Origin of the sequence: Paramesorhizobium endophyticum (assembly GCF_014640615.1) — a bacterium.
In the GTDB taxonomy this organism is placed as follows: domain Bacteria; phylum Pseudomonadota; class Alphaproteobacteria; order Rhizobiales; family Rhizobiaceae; genus Paramesorhizobium; species Paramesorhizobium endophyticum.
The window spans coordinates 234,382-252,395 of sequence record NZ_BMHH01000002.1; the positions used below are offsets into that span (position 1 = coordinate 234,382).

An 18,014-nucleotide genomic window follows, 5' to 3' on the forward strand; every position below is an offset into this window, starting at 1 on the left:
TACTCACTATCTCACTATTCCCTACTCACTCTTTTGGATCAAACCCCTCGAACGTAATCTGATCCGCGAACAGATAGCTCTGGGCCTTTTGCGCCTGGTTTCGGACGGTCCAGGTGATGACCGGCATGTTCAGCTTTTCCCGAACGAAGATGACGAACGGGTTGGGCAGATGGTGAACATTATAGGAAACGAAGGCGAGTTCATGCGCCAGCATGGAGAAATGCGCCTCGATATCCTTCGTTTTCACCCTCTCTGCTGTCAGCCCGCCCGGGATGCCCGGCGCATCGGCCGGGAAGCGCCGCACGAGATGATGGTCGAAGGACATGATGGCGGCGTGGCCCTGATAGCCGTCCAGCTCCCGCGCCACCGCCGCGACGAGCCCGTCATCCCGCCCGGCAATGCCCTTGAGCTCGATAATGACAGGCACGCGGCCCGCGATCAGCGCCAGCGCTTCACTCAAGGTGGGCACACGGTCTTCCGTCCCGCCGATGGCGAGCGCACAGGCATCCGCGCCGGTCAGCTCATGGATATGGCCGCCCCGTCCCGTCAGCCGCTTCAAATCTTCGTCGTGAAAGACCACAGGAACGCCGTCCGCGGAGAGATGCACGTCACACTCGATGGCGAAACCTGCCTTTGCCGCGCGGTCAAAGGCCGGGAGCGTGTTCTCCCAGCATTTGTCGTTGAGATCATGCAGGCCGCGATGGGCGATGGGGCGCTTCGTCAGCCAGTCGAGATTGGCCATGATCAGGCGACCTCGATGATTGCTTCGACCTCGACCGGCGCGTTGAAGGGCAGGGAGGCCATGCCCACAGCGGAGCGCGCATGACGCCCGGCATCGCCAAGGACGGCAACGAAGAGATCGGACGCGCCATTGGCGACGAGGTGCTGCTCGACGAAATCCGGCGTCGAGGCGACGAAGATGGTGATCTTGACGATGCGCTTGATGCGGGCGAGGTCGCCCAGCGCCGCCTTGGCCTGCGCCAGCACGTTGATCGCCGCCGCGCGCGCCGCTTCCTGCCCTTGCGTCACCGTCAGTTCGCCGCCCAGCAACCCCTCATGTACGAGCTTGCCATTGATGAGTGGCAATTGCCCTGACGTGAAGAGAAGCGTGCCGGACTGGGAATAAGGCACGTAATTGGCGACCGGGGCCACTGCTTCGGGGATGATGATGCCGAGGCTCGCAAGCCGTGTTTCGATGGTTTCGCTCATTGAAATGCTCCTTTCCGGCATAGGGCCAGAATCGATGGAAGTTGGGGGAGGTTGCGATTTTTGCCTCGCTTCCGCCACGAGTTTTTTTATGATGCGGCGACAAAGAAACGGAGAATCTTTAATGCGTTCGAAAAGTGTTCTGGCCGCCGCCAGCCTGGCTGGTTTTGCGTTTGCTCCGTTTCAGGCGGCCGCCGCGAGCCCTGTCGCGCTTGTTCCTCACCGTGCTGTTTATGATCTCCAGCTGGACAAGGCTGACGACAAGTCGGGCATTGCCGGGCTGACCGGTCGCATGGTCTATGAGTTCAACGGCTCGGCCTGCGAGGGTTATACCACCAATTTCCGTTTTGTGACCCGCATCGACATGGACGAGGCGCCGCCGCGCCTGACCGACCAGCAGACGACGACCTATGAGTCGGGCGACGGCAAGCAGTTCAACTTCGTCAACAAGACATTTATCGACAAGGAATTGAGCAAGGAAGTCCGCGGCGAGGCCAAGCTGACGCCTGATACAACCGAGGTTTCGCTGACCAAGCCGGAATCGAAGAAAGTCATGCTGGAGCGTTCGCAATTCCCGACGCATCACATGGAAGAGTTGATTTCCAAGGCCGAGGCGGGCGAAGCGTTCTACCAGGCCACTATGTTCGACGGCTCGGAGGATGCGGACCGGGTGTCGGATACGACCGTCGTGGTGGGCAAGCCGGAAAACGCCATCGACGCCGACGAGGCCAAGGCGATGGGCAAACTCGCCAGTGAAAAGGTCTGGCCGGTCAATATCGCCTATTTCGACGACAAGGAAAACCAGGAAGGCCTGCCGGTCTATCGCATCGATTTCAAGCTTTACCGCAACGGCATCACCCGCGACCTGAAGATGGATTACGGTGATTTCTCCATCAAGGGAACGCTTGTGGACCTGAAGCTGTTCGACCAGCCGAGAAACGCGAATGATTGCAAGAAGTAAGTCGGCATCTTCATACCCCTTGCCTGCGGCGAGGTGAGGGGATGTTCTAATATCGAAAATATTGTTTATACCTCACCAGAATTTTACTGGCTGATATCATTGGCATAATGGAATAATACCATAGATAAAGTGTGCTTCGCTTTCTTTGATCCTCCTACTCGAAGGAGATAGTTCATGAATGTATCAGCGAAAGGCACGGCAGAGGGTGTGTCAGGCACCGGTAATGGCCGTATCCATCACGCCATTTATATCACACTCAAGGATAAAAGCCCTGCCGCAGTCCAGAAGCAGCTGGAGCTTGGGGAGAAATTTCTCTCCAATCATCCAGGCGAGCTTTCCTTCTTCCCCACGGTGCTGGCGCACAATCTGACGCGCCACAAGCAGGTGGCCTATCTCTTCAACGAAGACGATTTCGACGTGGCCTTCATCATGGTCTTTGCCGATCGCCAGTCGCATGACGCCTATCAGGTGTCCGACGCGCATGTGAACCACTTCATCCCGCAGAGTAATCCGAACTGGGTGAAGATCCGCGTGTTCGATTCGGTGGAGGTGTGAGGTCAAGGGGAATAGGGCAGTCAGGCAGTATGTTCGGCGCTTGCCTTCACTGGCTTGCGGCGTCATATCCTCCCTTACTCCCCGCTATTGCATTTCTCCTCCTTTTCCGATAACAGCCGCAGCATTCCACACACGGGGTTGGGCCTGATGCCGGGAGAAATCCGGTGCGGGCCTCCGGTGGCGAGCAATCGCCTCTTCCCGTGGAGGTTCAACCGGAAAAGGAAAAGACAATGGCATTGCCTGATTTCAGCATGCGCCAGCTACTCGAGGCTGGTGTTCACTTCGGCCACCAGACCCATCGCTGGAACCCGAAGATGGCACCTTACATTTATGGCGACCGCAATAACATTCACATCATTGATCTGGCCCAGACCGTTCCGCTGCTGCATCAGGCGCTGAAGGTGGTTTCGGATACCGTTGCTCGTGGCGGCCGCGTGCTCTTCGTCGGCACCAAGCGCCAGGCTTCGGAGATCATCGCCGATGCGGCGCAGCGTTCGGCTCAGTACTACGTCAACGCCCGCTGGCTCGGCGGCATGCTGACGAACTGGAAGACCATTTCCAATTCGATCCAGCGCCTGCGTAAGCTCGATGAAATCCTCGCCGGCGAGGCCCAGGGTTTCACCAAGAAGGAGCGCCTGAACCTCGATCGCGAGCGCGAGAAGCTGCATCGCGCGCTGGGCGGCATCCGTGACATGGGCTCGACCCCGGACCTGATGTTCATCATCGACACCAACAAGGAATCGATTGCCATTCAGGAAGCCAAGCGTCTCGGCATCCCGGTCGTTGCCATCATCGACTCCAATTGCGATCCCGATCAGATCGACTATCCGATCCCGGGCAATGACGATGCTTCGCGCGCGATCTCGCTCTATTGCGACCTGATCGCCCGTGCCGCTCTCGACGGCATTGCCCGTCAGCAGGGCGCGTTCGGCATGGATATCGGCGCTCAGGCCGAAACGCCGATCGAGCCCGCGCTGGAGACCCCCACGGAAGACGGTCAGGCTTCGGCCTGAGCATCACGTCGAAAAGTTGCAGGACTTTTCGTATAAGGTCATGCGACTAAGGGTGGCTTCATACACCCGTCATCGCGGGTAAATAGTTTTTAAATAGCTTCGGTGCTTCGTGCACCGGCAATGTGGGCATACCGGCGACGGTATGCCTTCGCTTTCATGAGAGGCGATAATGAGCGTTTCAGCATCCCAGGTAAAAGAACTTCGTGAACTCTCCGGCGCAGGCATGATGGACTGCAAGACCGCGCTGGCCGAGACCAATGGCGACATGGAAGCCGCCATGGACTGGCTGCGCAAGAAGGGCATCGCCAAGGCGGACAAGAAGGCGGGCCGCACTGCTGCCGAAGGTCTGATCGGCGTTGCCTCGTCCGGCGCCAAGGCCGTCGTCGTCGAGGTGAATTCCGAGACCGACTTCGTGGCCCGCAACGACGCCTTCCAGGATCTCGTCCGGAACGTCGCAGCGGTGGCGCTGACGACCGACGGCACGACGGATGCGGTTGCCGCCGCCACCTATCCCGGCACGTCCAAGACGGTTGCCGACGCGGTGAAGGATGCCGTCGCCACCATCGGCGAGAACATCAATTTCCGCCGCTCGGCCGCGCTCGGCGTCGCGCAGGGCGCGGTCGCGACCTATGTGCATAACGGCGTCTCCGACGGTCTCGGCAAGATGGGCGTCCTCGTCGCCATCGAGACATCAGGCAATGCCGAAGCGGCGCAGGCTTTCGGCCGTCAGGTCGCGATGCATGTCGCGGCGACGAACCCGCTCGCCCTGACGCCGGCTGAGCTCGACGCGGCTGTCGTGGAGCGCGAAAGGGCGATCTTCTCCGATCAGGCCCGCCAGTCCGGCAAGCCGGAGAACATTATCGAGAAGATGGTCGAAGGTCGTATTCGCAAGTTCTACGAGGAAGTTGTGCTTCTTTCCCAGGCTTTCGTTCTCAATCCGGACCTGACCGTCGAAGCCGCGCTCAAGGAAGCGGAAAAGACCATCGGCGCTCCGGCCAAGATCACCGGCTTCGTGCGCTTTGCCCTGGGCGAAGGCATCGAGAAGGAAGAGAGCGACTTTGCGGCGGAAGTCGCCGCTGCGGTCAAGAAGTAATAGTTTATTAGTCGCATGATCTTATCCAAAAAGTCTGCAACTTTTTGGGATCATGCTTTTAAATTCCCGTGAGTTCGGAGGGCATCGCGTGACATCGCGGTGCCCTTCGTGTATCCGGAACCCAATTCAAGAAATCAAGCCCACGGGAAAAGAGGGGATATCATGTCAGGCGCACCCATCTATAAACGTGTCCTGTTGAAGGCCTCGGGCGAGGCGCTGATGGGAAATCAGGGCTTCGGGATCGATGTTTCGGTCGCCGACCGCATCGCCGCCGATATTGCCGAGGCGAGGGCGCTTGGCGTGGAGGTCGGCGTTGTCATCGGCGGCGGCAATATTTTCCGCGGGCTGGCGGTTGCCTCCAAGGGCGGGGATCGCGTCACCGGCGACCATATGGGCATGCTTGCCACCGTCATCAATTCGCTGGCGCTGCGCACGTCGCTTTCTAAAATCGGCGTCGATAGCGTCGTGCTTTCGGCCATCGCCATGCCCGAAATCTGCGAGAGCTTCTCCCAGCGTCAGGCAACCGCCTATATGGATCAGGGCAAGGTCGTGATCTTCGCCGGCGGCACGGGCAATCCCTTCTTCACGACCGATTCTGCTGCGGCGCTTCGCGCAGCCGAAATCGGCGCGGACGCGCTTTTCAAGGGGACGCAGGTGGACGGGATTTATTCCGCCGACCCCAAGCACCATCCCGATGCCGAGCGTTATGAGCGGCTGACGCATAAACAGGTGCTCGACCGGGGGCTGGCGGTGATGGATACTGCCGCGGTTGCCCTTGCGCGGGAGAACAACATTCCGATAATTGTCTATTCCATTCACGAAGAGGGCGGTTTCGCCAAGATTCTACTTGGCAATGGACATTGCACCGTAGTTTCCGATTAAGAGCGCATTGAAGGGAGAAAAAGAACAAATGAGCGACGCTCTGGACCTCAATGACATCAAGCGCCGTATGGAAGGCGCCATTCAGGCTTTCAAGCACGATCTCGGTGGCTTGCGCACGGGCCGTGCTTCCGCCAGCCTGCTGGAGCCGATCACGATAACCGCCTATGGCTCGGAGATGCCGATAAACCAGGTGGCCAATATCTCGGTGCCTGAGCCGCGCATGCTTTCCGTGTCTGTCTGGGATAAGTCGATGGTCGGCGCGGTCGAGCGCGCGATCCGCGATTCCGGCCTTGGCCTCAATCCGATCACCGATGGCACGACGCTGCGCATTCCGCTGCCGGAACTCAACGAGCAGCGCCGCAAGGAACTGGTCAAGATCGCCCATCAATATGCCGAGCAGGCCCGCGTCGCCGCTCGCCATGTGCGCCGCGACGGCATGGACCAGCTGAAAAAGCTGGAGAAGGACGGCGATATCAGTCAGGATGACAGCCGCGTGCTCTCCGAAAAGGTACAGAAGCTGACCGACGATACCATTTCGGAGCTGGACAAGATGCTGGCTACCAAGGAAGCGGAGATCATGCAGGTCTGATCCTGCCTGTTCCGGGCTTCTGAATTTCGAACGGGGGAGCGATGCCCATATCCAATCCGCGCCATATCGCCATCATCATGGATGGCAATGGTCGCTGGGCGAAGGCAAGGGGACTGCCGCGCACCGCCGGACACAAGGCGGGCATGGAAGCCTTGCGCGAGATCGTCAACAAGGCCGGCGAGATCGAGCTGGGCTGGCTGACGCTCTTTGCCTTCTCCTCGGAGAATTGGTCGCGCCCGCAGAGCGAGGTCAGCGAGCTGATGGGGCTGCTGAAGTTCTTCATCCGCCGCGACCTTGCCGATCTGCACCGCAAGAATGTACGTGTGCGGATCATCGGCGAGCGCGAGGGGCTGGCGGCGGATATTCTCGGCCTGCTCGAGGAAGCCGAAGCGCTGACGCTGGGCAATACCGGCCTCAACCTCGTCATCGCCTTCAACTACGGCGCGCGCGATGAAATCGCGCGGGCGACGCGGGCGCTGGCGGAGGATGTCGCGGCGGGCAGGCTCGCCCCATCGGCAATCACGCCGGAAGCGATTGCCGCCAGGCTCGATACGGCGGATATCCCTGATCCGGATCTCATCATCCGCACCAGCGGCGAGATGAGGCTTTCCAATTTCCTGCTCTGGCAGGCCGCCTATTCGGAATTCCTGTTCGTGCCGTGTTTCTGGCCGGATTTCAAGCCCGCCAATCTGGTCGACGCCATCGAGACGTTCCAGGCGCGGGAACGCCGCTTCGGCGGCATCGAGCCGCGGGTTCCCGCGCAGGATATCGCGCTCTAAGCTGCCTGCGGCTCAGCGGAAAAGGTCTTCCATGTCCAATCTTCAGACCCGCATCGTGACGGCGATCATCCTGGGTGTTGTCACGCTTCTCATTACCTGGGTCGGCGGGACATGGTTCACGCTGCTCGCCATCGCCATCGGTGCGGCGGTCTATCACGAATGGGTATCCCTGACGGCGGTGTGCCAGACGGTGCTTTCCCGCGTGTTCGGATGGATATGGCTGGCGCTCATCGCCGCATTCCTCCTCTGGGACGGGCGCGCATTGCCCGCGATCGGCCTTCTTCTGCTCGGCGCGGTGCTGATGGCGATTCTTGCCTGGAAGAGCGGGAAGGCGTGGGCTCCAACGGGCCTGCTTTATGCTGGTCTTCCCGCGATCTCACTATCCCTCTTGCGCGGCGATGAGCCCTTCGGATTCGGCGCGATCGTTTTCCTCTTCGCCGTGGTATGGGCGACCGATATCGCCGCCTATTTCACCGGACGCGCCATAGGGGGGCCGAAGCTCGCGCCGCGATTCTCGCCCAACAAGACCTGGTCCGGCGCGATCGGTGGCGCGGTGGCGGGCGTTGCGGCGGGCGTCCTCGCCGTCATGGTGATGATGCCGCCGGAGGGCTTTCTCGTGCCTTTGCTGGCGCTCGCGCTCTCTGTGGTCTCACAAATGGGCGATCTTGCCGAATCTTGGGTCAAACGCGTATTCGGTTTCAAGGATTCGGGTCGGCTTCTGCCGGGCCATGGCGGATTCATGGATCGCGTCGACGGGCTTGTCGCGGCTGCCGTGCTCCTGTACCTCATTGGGGCGATTTTCGCCGAGCCGGATGTGCCATCCGCCATCTTCTTCGGAATGTAGGCTGCGGCAGCACAAATAGTTATAATGGCGGCCCGGACATGCGGGATGCCTCGCCAGGAGAATAAATTGGGAGATTTGGTTTCATATCTTTTCGGCAGCGACAGCCTGCTTATCGGAACGCTGGTTCCGTTTCTTTGTGTGCTGACGGTCGTCGTCTTCGTCCATGAGATGGGGCACTATCTCGTCGGGCGGTGGTGCGGCATCGGCGTCAAGGCGTTTTCGGTGGGATTCGGCCCAGAACTGATTGGTTTCACTGACCGAAAGGGCACGCGCTGGAAACTTTCGGCGATTCCGCTCGGCGGCTATGTCAAATTCGTCGGTGACGAGAGTGTTGCCAGTTCGCCATCGGAAGCGGCGGAGCAGGGGCTGAGCGAGGCCGAAAGGGCCGTGGCCTTTCACACACAGCCCGCATGGAAGCGCGCGGCGACCGTCTTCGCCGGCCCAGCCTTCAATATTCTCCTGACGATCGTGATTCTGTCCGTGTTCCTGGGCCTTTACGGGCGCGTGGTGGCCGACCCCATGGTGGCCGAGGTGCGCCCCGGCAGCCCGGCGGCGGTAGCCGGTTTCGAGCCAGGCGACCGATTCTTGACGGTCGATGGCGAGAAGGTCGACACATTCTCCGATGTGCAGCGCTACGTCTCGATCCGCGCGGGCGACCCGATTCGCTTCACCGTGGAGCGGGGCGGCAAGGAAATACCCCTCACCGCCACCCCGGAAATGCTCGAGCAGACCGACCCACTCGGCAACAAGGTGAAGGTCGGCGTCATCGGCGTCGTCAATAATGAGGCGCTCGGCAAGTTCCGGGTGATCGAGTACGGCCCGGTCGAATCGGTCAAGCAGGCGGTGCTGGAAACCGGCTTCATCATCGGGCGGACGGGTGAATTCTTCACGCGATTCTTCGCGGGCCGCGAGGACAAGTGCCAGTTGGGTGGCCCCGTGAAAATCGCCACAATGGCGGGCGAGGCGGCGAGTCGCGGCTTTTCCTGGCTGGTGCAGCTGACGGCCATGCTGTCGATCGGCATCGGCCTGCTTAACCTTTTTCCGCTTCCGCCTCTTGATGGCGGCCATCTGGTCTTTTATGCCGCTGAAGCGGTGCTGCGTCGGCCCGTGCCTGTCGCTGTGCAGGAAATCTTCTTCAGGGTGGGATTCCTCACCGTGATGGGTTTCATGGCATTTGTTCTGTTCAACGACATTTTCGTCTGTTGAGGCAAAGGCCCAATAAGGGTAAAAGGAGAGGGGGAAATTTCAGGAAAACGGTAAGGAATGTTTACTAAATTGGTTCACGGCGTGGCGCGGATGTCACGCATTGGGGCCAAGTAAACGGAAATTGACCGTGACGCTTGCTTGTATGAAAAAACCAGTTATTACGGTGGTTTGAGTTAAGCGCTTTTTTCTGGGATATCGCCCCGGGGACAACGAGAAACAAAGGTTCAGAAGGCCAATGACGGCAAGTTCGAAATTCTTTGGCGCCGCCTCCGCGATCGCCATGCAAGTGGCTCTTGCGGCCTCGGGTTCAACCGCTGTTTCCCTGATTGCGTTCGATGCCGCCGAGGCGGCGGTCGTCAGCCGAATCGAGGTTCGCGGCAACAAGCGCGTCGATGCGGCGACGATCCGTGACAATATCGGTATTCAGCCGGGCAAGTCCTTCTCGACCAATGATATAGACGAGGCGATCAAGCGCCTCTTCGCCATGGGCCTGTTCTCTGACGTGCAGATCAAGCAAGTCGGCAGCGCGCTGGTCGTCAGTGTCAGCGAGTACTCCGTCGTCAATAATGTCCTGTTCCAGGGTAACAAGAAGATCAAGGATCCGCAGCTCGCTGCCGCCGTGCAGCTGAAGGCGCGCGAGCCATTCGATCCCGCCAAGATGGAAGCGGACCGGCAGGGGATTCTTGATGCCTACCGTCGCATCGGTCGTAGTGATGCGACGGTCAATGCTCGCACCATCGATCTGGGTGAGGGGCGCGTCAATGTGGTCTATGAGATCAACGAGGGTGATCGCACCAAGATCGCGGCCATCAATTTCGTCGGCAACGAGGCGTTTGGTTCTCGCCGCCTGCGCGATGTCATTTCCACCAAGCGCACCAATCCACTGTCTTGGCTGACGCGCGGCGACGTGTATGACGAAGACAAGCTGCGCGCTGACGAAGAAGCGCTGCGCCGCTTCTATTACAATCGCGGCTATGCCGATTTCCGTGTCGTTTCGTCGAATGCGGTTCTCGACCCCGCGACGAACGAGTACACGGTCACTGTCACGGTCGATGAAGGTCAGAAATACACCTTCGGCGATGTGCAGGTGGAGAGCTCCATTCCGGGTATCGACATCCAGACGCTGCGTGGCGATATCAAGACTCAGCCAGGCGATGTTTACAGCGCCAAGAACATCGAGACTTCGGTTATCGATATCACTGAGGCTGTGGCCGGTAGGGGTTATCCCTTTGCCAAGGTCGAGCCGCGTGGCGATCGTGATTTCCAGAATCATACGATCTCGGTGGTCTATAGCATCGAGGAAGGCGTGCGTGCCTATGTCGAGCGGATCGAGATTCGCGGCAATGAGAAGACGCGCGACTACGTCATCCGTCGTGAATTCGATCTGAGCGAGGGTGATGCGTTCAACCAGGTCATGATCCAGCGCGCCAAGCGTCGCCTGGATGCGCTCGACTTCTTCCAGTCGGTCAACATCTCGACCGTGCCCGGCTCCGCGCCGGATCAGGTCGTGCTGGTGGTCGATGTGGTCGAGAAGCCTACGGGCGAGTTCTCGGTCGGTGGCGGCTATACCACCGGCGGCGAGACCCCAGGTGTGTCGGTCGAAGCGTCGATCACGGAGCGCAACTTCCTCGGTCGCGGTCAGTATGTCCGCATCGGCGCGGGCGGCGGTCAGGATGATGCTCGTAACTACTCCTTCTCCTTCACCGAGCCTTATTTCCTCGGACAGCGTATCTCTGCGGGCTTCGATGTCTTCCGCAAGACATACTCGCTGAAGGATCGCTACGATGTCGAGCAGACGGGCGGTACGATCCGTTTCGGCCTGCCGATCACCGACAATTTCTCCGCCGGCGTTGCCTACAACTATGTGCAGGAGAAGTATGAGCTCGACGATTACGTTTTGGGTACGGATGGCAAGCCGGACTATAACAAAGTTGCTCCTGCCATTGTCGAGGCGGCGGAAGAGAGCCCGTGGATCAAGTCGTCGATCAGCTATTCGCTGACCTATAATTCCATCGACGATGTCAAGAATCCGCATGACGGCATCTTTGCCCGCTTCAATCAGGAATATGCGGGTCTGGGTGGCGATGCGAAATATCTGAAGTCCACGGTCAAGGCCAGCTACTACAAGACGCTGTCGCAAGAGGCCGATATTGTCGGTCTGTTGAGCGCCGGTGGCGGCTATATTCATGCCTTCGATGATGACGGCGCGCGCATATTCGATATGTTCAAGAACAATTCGGATATCATCCGCGGCTTCAAATATAACGGCATCGGCGCGTTCCAGCGTTCCGGCAATGGCGAGCGTTACTATCTCGGCGGCACGACCTATATGAACGCCACCGCGGAAGTGCAGTTCCCGATGCCGGTCGTTCCGGAGAGCCTCGGTATTCGTGGTGCGGTCTTCGCCGATGCGGCGACCCTCTACGGCACCGAGTATGAGCCGGGTCCGGGGCAGAACGCGGTTGAAGGCGATGGCAGTGCGCTGCGCGCCTCGGCGGGTATCAGCTTGATGTGGGCGTCGCCCTTCGGTCCGTTGCGCTTCGACTATGCGTGGCCGATCAAGAAGGAAGACACCGACAAGGTGCAGAACTTCAATTTCGGCATTTCGAGCAAGTTCTGATAGATTTGCCTTTCTCCCGGGGCTAATAGTCCCGGGAGAGAAAGTGTGTTGATGGCAGATCCTGTTTTCTTTACGCCGTCGCGTCAGTTGACAATCGGCGACATCGCCGAGTTTACCGGTGCGAGGCTGCTTGATGCGGCGCTTGGCAGCCGTGTTGTCGCGCGCCTTGCATCGCTTGGCGATTCCGATGTCGATGCGCTCGTTTTTCTTGAGGGCAAGAAGAATACGGGAAACCTCGCGAGCCTCAAGGCGGCGGGCGTGCTTTGCACCGACGAACTGCAGCACCATATACCTTCGGGCATCGCTGTTCTTCTGACACGGACTCCACACCGGGATTTTTCCTCGGTGGGGCGGATGCTGTTTCCGTCTTCCGCGCGCCCGGAGCCGTGGATCGGCGAAACCGGCATCTCGAAGAACGCGAGCATTCATCCGAGCGCCGAGATTGAGCCGGGGGCCACCGTCGAGGCAGGCGCTGTTGTTGGAAAAGGCGTGGCGATCGGGGCAGGGACTATCATTTCCGCCACCGCCGTTATCGGCGCGAATTGCCAGATCGGGCGCGACAGTTACATCGGCCCCGGCGTTTCCGTGCAATATGCTTATATCGGCAATCGCGTCCAGCTTCATCCTGGCGTCCGCATCGGGCAGGATGGCTTTGGCTATGTGCCCGGTCCGCGCGGCGTGGAGAAGGTGCCTCAACTCGGTCGCGTCATTATCCAGGATGATGTCGAGATCGGCGCGAACACCACGATCGATCGCGGCGCGCTTGCCGATACCGTGATCGGCGAGGGCACCAAGATCGATAATCTCGTGCAGATCGCGCATAATGTGCGCATCGGGCGTCATTGTCTCATCGCGGCCCATACCGGCATTTCCGGCAGCGTCAGCATCGGCGACATGACCATGCTCGGCGGCCGCGTTGGGATTGCCGACCATCTCAAAATTGGCTCGCGCGTGCAGATCGCGGCGGCCAGCGGGGTGATGAACGATATTCCGGATGGCGAGAAATGGGGCGGAATGCCTGCGCGCCCATTCAAGCAATGGTTCCGGGAAGTCGCAGCGCTCCGCAGTATAGGACAGCCAAAGAAGGAGAGATCTTCGGATGAATGAGACCGGGCGCGCCAGTTTGAATGCAGCCGATATCCAGAAGCTGCTGGTGACCTTGCCGCATCGTTATCCGTTCCTGCTGATCGATCGCATCGTCGATATCGACGGCGACCAGTCGGCGACGGGCATCAAGAATGTCACGATCAACGAGCCGCATTTCACCGGCCATTTCCCTGGTAACCCCATCATGCCCGGCGTGTTGATCATCGAGGCCATGGCTCAGACCGCCGGCGCGATTTCCATCATGCAGCGCGGCGCGGACAAGCCGGGTGTGGTCTATTTCCTCACCATCGACAATGCGAAATTCCGCCGTCCGGTCGTTCCCGGCGACCGGATGCTGATTCATGTCAAGAAATTGAAGCAGCGCGCCAATATATCACGATTTGCATGCACCGCGGAGGTGGACGGCACCCTCGTGGCCGAGGCCGAAGTGGCCGCAATGATCGGCGTGGCCGAAGAAAAGTAGTCATCCCATTATGAAAGAAACTTTCATTCACCCGACGGCCCTGATCGAAAAAGGCGTGGAGCTCGGCCTGGGCGTCACCGTCGGGCCGTTCTGCCATGTCCAGGCGGGCGCGGTCATCGGCGACAATACGGAATTGATGAGCCATGTGGTGGTGACCGACGCCACGACGCTGGGCGCGGGGTCGAAGGTCTATCCCCACGCTATCCTTGGCTGCGATCCGCAGAACGGCAAGCACAAGGGCGGCCCGACCACGCTCACCATCGGGCGCAATTGCACGATCCGCGAGGGCGTCACCATGCATCGCGGCTCCGATTCGAGCCGTGGCTATACCTCGGTCGGCGATAATTGCTCGTTTCTGGCCTATGCACATGTCGCCCATGATTGCGATGTCGGCAATCACGTTACCTTTTCCAACAATGTGATGATCGGTGGTCATTGCGTCATCGGCGACAATGTCATCATCGGCGGGGGCGGAGCGGTTCATCAGTTCTGCCGCGTCGGCCATCATGCCTTCGTCGGCGGTCTAGCGGCGCTCGTTACCGATCTCATCCCCTATGGCATGGCGATCGGTGTTCATGCGCATCTGGGTGGGCTCAACATTATCGGCATGAAGCGTTCCGGCTTACCGCGCGCGGAAATCCACAATCTCCGCCGTGCGTCGCGCATGTTGTTCGACCGTTCGAAGCCGCTTCGCGAGCGCGCCAATGATGTTCTGGCTGTCATGCCAGATTCGCCGGCTGTCGCCGATCTGATTTCCTTCATCACGGTCGATACCAAGCGCGCCTATTGCACGCCGCCCATCGGTGCCGCTTTCGGCGGCCATCGCGACGAGGATTGAATTGACGTCCGGCGCTGACAAAGTAGGGCGCACCGCCATCATCGCCGGCAGCGGCGTGTTGCCGGTGCGGGTCGCGGAAGATCTTGAGAAGCAGGGCCGTCCGCCGCTTCTCATCCCGCTCAAGGGTGACGCCGACCCCTCGCTTTACCGCTATGAGCACACGGAAATCTCCATGGTGGAATTCCGCAAGCTGATCCGCGCGCTGAAGGCCGGCGGAGTGCGCAATGTGATACTGGCGGGTGGTGTCAGCAGCCGTCCGCACTTCTCCGATCTGCGGATCGACGGGCCGACGCTTGCCGCCATCCCCCGCATCCTCGGCGCGCTCGGCAAGGGCGACGATGCGCTGCTGCGCGCCTTTATTGGGCTGGTCGAATCCTACGGCTTCAAGGTCGTCGGCGCGCATGAGATCGTGCCCGATTTGCTGGCGCCTGCGGCCAGGTCACTGACCGGCAAAAAGCCCGGCAAGGACGACTGGCGCAATATCGAACTGGCCCGGGAAGCCGCGCGCATGATCGGCGCACTCGATGTAGGGCAGGGCGCTGTTGCTGTGGGCGGACGTGTCGTGGCGCTTGAGGGGGCCGAAGGCACCGACGCCATGCTGGAGCGCATCGCCCAGATGAGAGCGGCGCGGCGGATTCCGCAAAAGGGCGGCGCGCTTGTCAAATGCGCCAAGCCGACGCAAGATGAGCGCGCCGACCTGCCGACCATCGGGCTTTCGACGATCGAGAACGCCGCCCAAGCAGGGCTCTCCGGCATCGCGATCGAGGCCGGGAAGACCTTCATCCTCGGCGTCGGCGAGACGGTGGCGGCAGCCAATGCGAAGGGACTTTTCATAGAAACGTTCGATTCCAAACCGGGTTAGGTGGAAAAACCGATGGGCCGCAAGCTGCCGCTGAAGATCGCAATCGTCGCCGGGGAGGAATCGGGGGATATTGTCGGCGCCGATCTGATCGACGCGCTGCGCGGACGCACGGACCGTCTCGTCAATCTCGTCGGTGTCGGAGGCAGCCATTTGCAGGCGCGCGGCCTCAAAAGCCTGTTCGACCCGGCTGAAATTTCTATCATGGGCTTGAGTGCCGTTCTCAAGAATTTGCCCAGATTGCTCTGGCGCATCCGGCAGACCGCAAATGCTGTCATCGCAGCCAAGCCCGATTGTCTTGTTGTCATCGACAGCCCGGATTTCACGCACCGGGTCGCGAAGAAGGTCCGGGCGGCGGATCCCTCCATTCCCATCATCAAATATGTCGCACCCACTGTCTGGGCATGGCGGCCGCAGCGGGCGAGAGCCATGCGCGCCTATGTTGACCATGTGCTGACGATCCTGCCCTTCGAGGTCGGGGTATTGCAACTTCTCGGAGGACCGGCAGCGACTTATGCGGGGCATCGCCTGGCCAGCTACCAGCCGATCCTCGACGTACGGGCCGCACGGGCGCGCCGGGAGAAATCCCTGTCGAAGGATGGAGAGCGGACGTTGCTTGTGCTGCCCGGCTCGCGGCGCTCAGAGATCAAGGCATTGATGGAACCGTTCGGCGAGGCGGTGGCGGAGCTGGCGAAGCGGGTCGAGACGCTGCACGTCATCCTGCCTACACTGCCGCATATCGAGCCGATGGTGCGCGCGCTCTCCGCCGATTGGCCGGTGAAGCCTCTGATCGTGGTGGCCGAGGAGGACAAATGGAAGGCATTCGAGCAAGCGGATTCCGCGCTCGCCGCCTCCGGTACTGTGTCGCTCGAACTGGCGCTGGCGCAGGTGCCGACCGTGCTCGCCTATAAGACGGACTGGTTCGCCAAGAAATTTTTGATGCCGCGCATTACGATATGGAGCGCGGCGCTGCCCAACATCATCGCGGATAAAGTGATCATCCCGGAGCATTTCAACGAATTCATCCGCCCCGGCCACCTGGCGCGCCAACTCGACCGGCTGATGCAGCCCGGACCCGCGCGCGAAGCGCAGATATCAGGCTTCCAGCATATCGCGGAATTGATGGAAACGGAGAAACCGGCAGGCGAAATCGCCGCACAGACGGTGTTGGATGTGGTTGAGAAGGCGGGGAAGTAACTACATTGAAACGGAGAAGGTGACTGGACCACGTGCGTCTATCTGCCCGCGTTTTTATTATTGCCCTTTTTGCGCGTTATACTGCGCCTGCTTCCATGCTAAGAAATCATTATAATCAAATTTCGTCGCCGGTCCGGATTCCTCGCCTTCCTTGAGCGCGGCTTCGAGCGCTTTCAGCTTTGCCTCCTGCTCTTCAAGGAGGCGCAGCCCGGCGCGAACGACATCGCTGGCAGAGCCATAGTTTCCGGTCGCACCTGCTCGTCTATAAACTCGGCGAAATGGTCGCCGAGGGAAATAGTGGTGTTTCGCGCCATTCCAGTATCTCCTTTTCCGCAATTATATCCATATCCTGCATGCCATCAATAGATGGGAAAGCCGGCGCCAAAACAAAAGAGGCCCCGGACGAACCGGAGCCTCCCATTTATGCTCATCAGAATATCAGCTTATTTGCGCTTGGCCAAAGGCACGAAGTCGCGTGCAGGCTCGCCGGTGTAGAGCTGGCGCGGACGGCCGATCTTCTGCTGCGGGTCCTCGATCATTTCCTTCCACTGCGCGATCCAGCCGGCGGTGCGCGCGACGGCGAAGAGCACGGTGAACATTTCGGTCGGGAAGCCCAGCGCCTTCAACGTGATGCCGGAATAGAAGTCGACATTCGGATAGAGCTTCTTCTCGATGAAATATTCGTCGGTGAGGGCGATCTTCTCCAGCTCCATGGCGATATCGAGCAGCGGATCGTCCTTGATGCCGAGCTCGCCCAGCACCTCATGCGCCGTCTTCTGCATGATCTTGGCGCGCGGGTCGTAGTTCTTGTAGACGCGGTGGCCGAAGCCCATCAGGCGGAACGGATCGTTCTTGTCCTTGGCCTTGGCGATATATTCCGGAATACGGTCCACCGTGCCGATTTCGGCCAGCATGTTGAGCGCCGCCTCATTGGCGCCGCCATGGGCCGGGCCCCAGAGGCAGGCAACGCCCGCCGCGATGCAGGCGAAAGGATTGGCGCCGGAGGAGCCGGCGAGACGCACCGTCGAGGTGGAGGCGTTCTGCTCGTGGTCGGCATGCAGGATGAAGATGCGGTCCATGGCGCGGGCCAGCACCGGATTGACCTTGTACTCCTCGCAGGGCACAGCGAAGCACATGCGCAGGAAGTTCGAGGCGAGGTCCAGATCGTTCTTCGGATAAACGAAGGGCTGGCCTATATGGTATTTATAGGCCATCGCGGCCAGTGTCGGCATCTTGGCGATCAGCCGGACGGAGGCGACCATGCGCTGATGCGGATCGGTGATATCGGTCGAGTCGTGATAGAAGGCAGACATCGCCCCGACCGAGCCGACCATGACGGCCATGGGATGCGCGTCGCGGCGGAAGCCGGTGAAGAAGCGGGTCATCTGCTCATGCACCATGGTGTGGTGCGTGATGCGATAGTCAAAATCCGCTTTCTGCGCCTTGGTCGGCAGTTCGCCGTAGAGGAGGAGATAGCAGGTCTCCAGGAAGTCGCCATGCTCGGCCAGTTGCTCGATCGGGTAGCCGCGATAAAGCAGCACGCCCTCATCGCCGTCGATATAGGTGATCTTCGACTCGCACGAGGCGGTGGAGGTGAAGCCGGGGTCGTAAGTGAAGGCGTTGGCGTTCTTGTAGAGCGGGGTGATATCGACGACATCCGGTCCAACAGAACCCTTGCGGACTGGCAGCTCGAAGGTTTTGCCGTCAAGGGTGATGCTCGCTGTATTGTTAGACATATTCGTTCCTTTCAAATCCTTCGAACCCAAGATTTCGCCCGTCAAACTATCCCAAAGTTGCGATGT

18 protein-coding genes and 1 pseudogene are annotated in these 18,014 nt (G+C 59.9%); 15 read left to right on the forward strand and 4 right to left on the reverse strand.

Features of this window, described 5'->3' with window-relative positions; genetic code table 11:
* Window positions 1-25: 25 nt before the first annotated feature.
* Together IEX53_RS03605 and IEX53_RS03610 are read right to left on the reverse strand one after the other, a co-directional pair.
* Window positions 26-742, reverse strand: coding sequence for a glycerophosphodiester phosphodiesterase (locus tag IEX53_RS03605; RefSeq protein ID WP_188821518.1), 717 nt, complete (start codon window positions 740-742; stop codon window positions 26-28).
* Between the two features lie 2 nt (window positions 743-744).
* Complete coding sequence (locus IEX53_RS03610; RefSeq protein WP_188821520.1) at window positions 745-1,209, reverse strand: RidA family protein; 465 nt, start codon at window positions 1,207-1,209, stop codon at window positions 745-747.
* A gap of 121 nt (window positions 1,210-1,330) precedes the next feature.
* Here IEX53_RS03610 and IEX53_RS03615 point away from each other — a divergent pair, with 121 nt between their 5' ends.
* The 15 genes from IEX53_RS03615 to lpxB all read left to right on the forward strand — a co-directional run bounded on the left by IEX53_RS03615 (window position 1,331) and on the right by lpxB (window position 16,212).
* Window positions 1,331-2,167 carry a cell envelope integrity EipB family protein gene (locus IEX53_RS03615; protein ID WP_188821522.1) on the forward strand — a complete coding sequence of 279 codons (837 nt, stop codon included), beginning with the start codon at window positions 1,331-1,333 and terminating at the stop codon, window positions 2,165-2,167.
* A gap of 174 nt (window positions 2,168-2,341) precedes the next feature.
* On the forward strand, window positions 2,342-2,722 hold the full coding sequence (locus tag IEX53_RS03620; protein ID WP_188821524.1) for an antibiotic biosynthesis monooxygenase family protein: 381 nt from the start codon (window positions 2,342-2,344) through the stop codon (window positions 2,720-2,722).
* A 230-nt stretch (window positions 2,723-2,952) separates the two neighbouring features.
* The gene (gene rpsB / locus IEX53_RS03625; RefSeq protein WP_188821526.1) at window positions 2,953-3,735 is read left to right on the forward strand and encodes a 30S ribosomal protein S2; all 783 of its coding nucleotides are present in this window, start codon (window positions 2,953-2,955) and stop codon (window positions 3,733-3,735) included.
* A 169-nt stretch (window positions 3,736-3,904) separates the two neighbouring features.
* On the forward strand, window positions 3,905-4,828 hold the full coding sequence (gene tsf, locus IEX53_RS03630; RefSeq protein ID WP_188821528.1) for a translation elongation factor Ts: 924 nt from the start codon (window positions 3,905-3,907) through the stop codon (window positions 4,826-4,828).
* Window positions 4,829-4,990: 162 nt separating this feature from the next.
* The gene (pyrH, locus tag IEX53_RS03635) at window positions 4,991-5,710 is read left to right on the forward strand and encodes a UMP kinase (protein WP_188821530.1); all 720 of its coding nucleotides are present in this window, start codon (window positions 4,991-4,993) and stop codon (window positions 5,708-5,710) included.
* 28 nt (window positions 5,711-5,738) lie between these two features.
* The gene (frr, locus tag IEX53_RS03640) at window positions 5,739-6,299 is read left to right on the forward strand and encodes a ribosome recycling factor (RefSeq protein WP_188821532.1); all 561 of its coding nucleotides are present in this window, start codon (window positions 5,739-5,741) and stop codon (window positions 6,297-6,299) included.
* 41 nt (window positions 6,300-6,340) lie between these two features.
* Window positions 6,341-7,078, forward strand: coding sequence for an isoprenyl transferase (locus IEX53_RS03645; protein WP_188821533.1), 738 nt, complete (start codon window positions 6,341-6,343; stop codon window positions 7,076-7,078).
* A 31-nt stretch (window positions 7,079-7,109) separates the two neighbouring features.
* A complete protein-coding gene (locus IEX53_RS03650) occupies window positions 7,110-7,922 on the forward strand; it encodes a phosphatidate cytidylyltransferase (protein WP_188821535.1) in 813 nt (270 codons plus the stop codon).
* 66 nt (window positions 7,923-7,988) lie between these two features.
* Window positions 7,989-9,128: a M50 family metallopeptidase gene (locus IEX53_RS03655; protein WP_188821537.1), complete on the forward strand. Its 1,140-nt coding sequence runs from the start codon at window positions 7,989-7,991 to the stop codon at window positions 9,126-9,128.
* Between the two features lie 235 nt (window positions 9,129-9,363).
* Window positions 9,364-11,748 (forward strand): outer membrane protein assembly factor BamA, encoded by a 2,385-nt coding sequence (gene bamA / locus IEX53_RS03660; protein ID WP_188821539.1) that lies wholly within the window; start codon window positions 9,364-9,366, stop codon window positions 11,746-11,748.
* A 51-nt stretch (window positions 11,749-11,799) separates the two neighbouring features.
* Window positions 11,800-12,855 carry a UDP-3-O-(3-hydroxymyristoyl)glucosamine N-acyltransferase gene (lpxD, locus tag IEX53_RS03665; RefSeq protein WP_188821541.1) on the forward strand — a complete coding sequence of 352 codons (1,056 nt, stop codon included), beginning with the start codon at window positions 11,800-11,802 and terminating at the stop codon, window positions 12,853-12,855.
* Window positions 12,848-13,318 carry a 3-hydroxyacyl-ACP dehydratase FabZ gene (gene fabZ / locus IEX53_RS03670; protein ID WP_188821543.1) on the forward strand — a complete coding sequence of 157 codons (471 nt, stop codon included), beginning with the start codon at window positions 12,848-12,850 and terminating at the stop codon, window positions 13,316-13,318. The genes lpxD and fabZ overlap by 8 nt, the downstream gene beginning before the upstream one ends.
* Before the next feature lie 10 nt (window positions 13,319-13,328).
* Window positions 13,329-14,156: an acyl-ACP--UDP-N-acetylglucosamine O-acyltransferase gene (gene lpxA / locus IEX53_RS03675; RefSeq protein WP_188821545.1), complete on the forward strand. Its 828-nt coding sequence runs from the start codon at window positions 13,329-13,331 to the stop codon at window positions 14,154-14,156.
* Window positions 14,140-15,018 carry an LpxI family protein gene (locus tag IEX53_RS03680; protein WP_188821827.1) on the forward strand — a complete coding sequence of 293 codons (879 nt, stop codon included), beginning with the start codon at window positions 14,140-14,142 and terminating at the stop codon, window positions 15,016-15,018. The genes lpxA and IEX53_RS03680 overlap by 17 nt, the downstream gene beginning before the upstream one ends.
* 12 nt (window positions 15,019-15,030) lie before the next feature.
* Window positions 15,031-16,212 (forward strand): lipid-A-disaccharide synthase, encoded by a 1,182-nt coding sequence (gene lpxB / locus IEX53_RS03685; RefSeq protein ID WP_188821547.1) that lies wholly within the window; start codon window positions 15,031-15,033, stop codon window positions 16,210-16,212.
* 57 nt (window positions 16,213-16,269) lie between these two features.
* On the opposite strand, the pseudogene IEX53_RS03690 reads toward lpxB, so the two are convergent.
* Window positions 16,270-16,526, reverse strand: a pseudogene (locus IEX53_RS03690) (type II toxin-antitoxin system ParD family antitoxin).
* 129 nt (window positions 16,527-16,655) lie between these two features.
* Window positions 16,656-17,948 (reverse strand): citrate synthase, encoded by a 1,293-nt coding sequence (gltA, locus tag IEX53_RS03695; RefSeq protein WP_188821548.1) that lies wholly within the window; start codon window positions 17,946-17,948, stop codon window positions 16,656-16,658.
* Window positions 17,949-18,014: the final 66 nt, after the last annotated feature.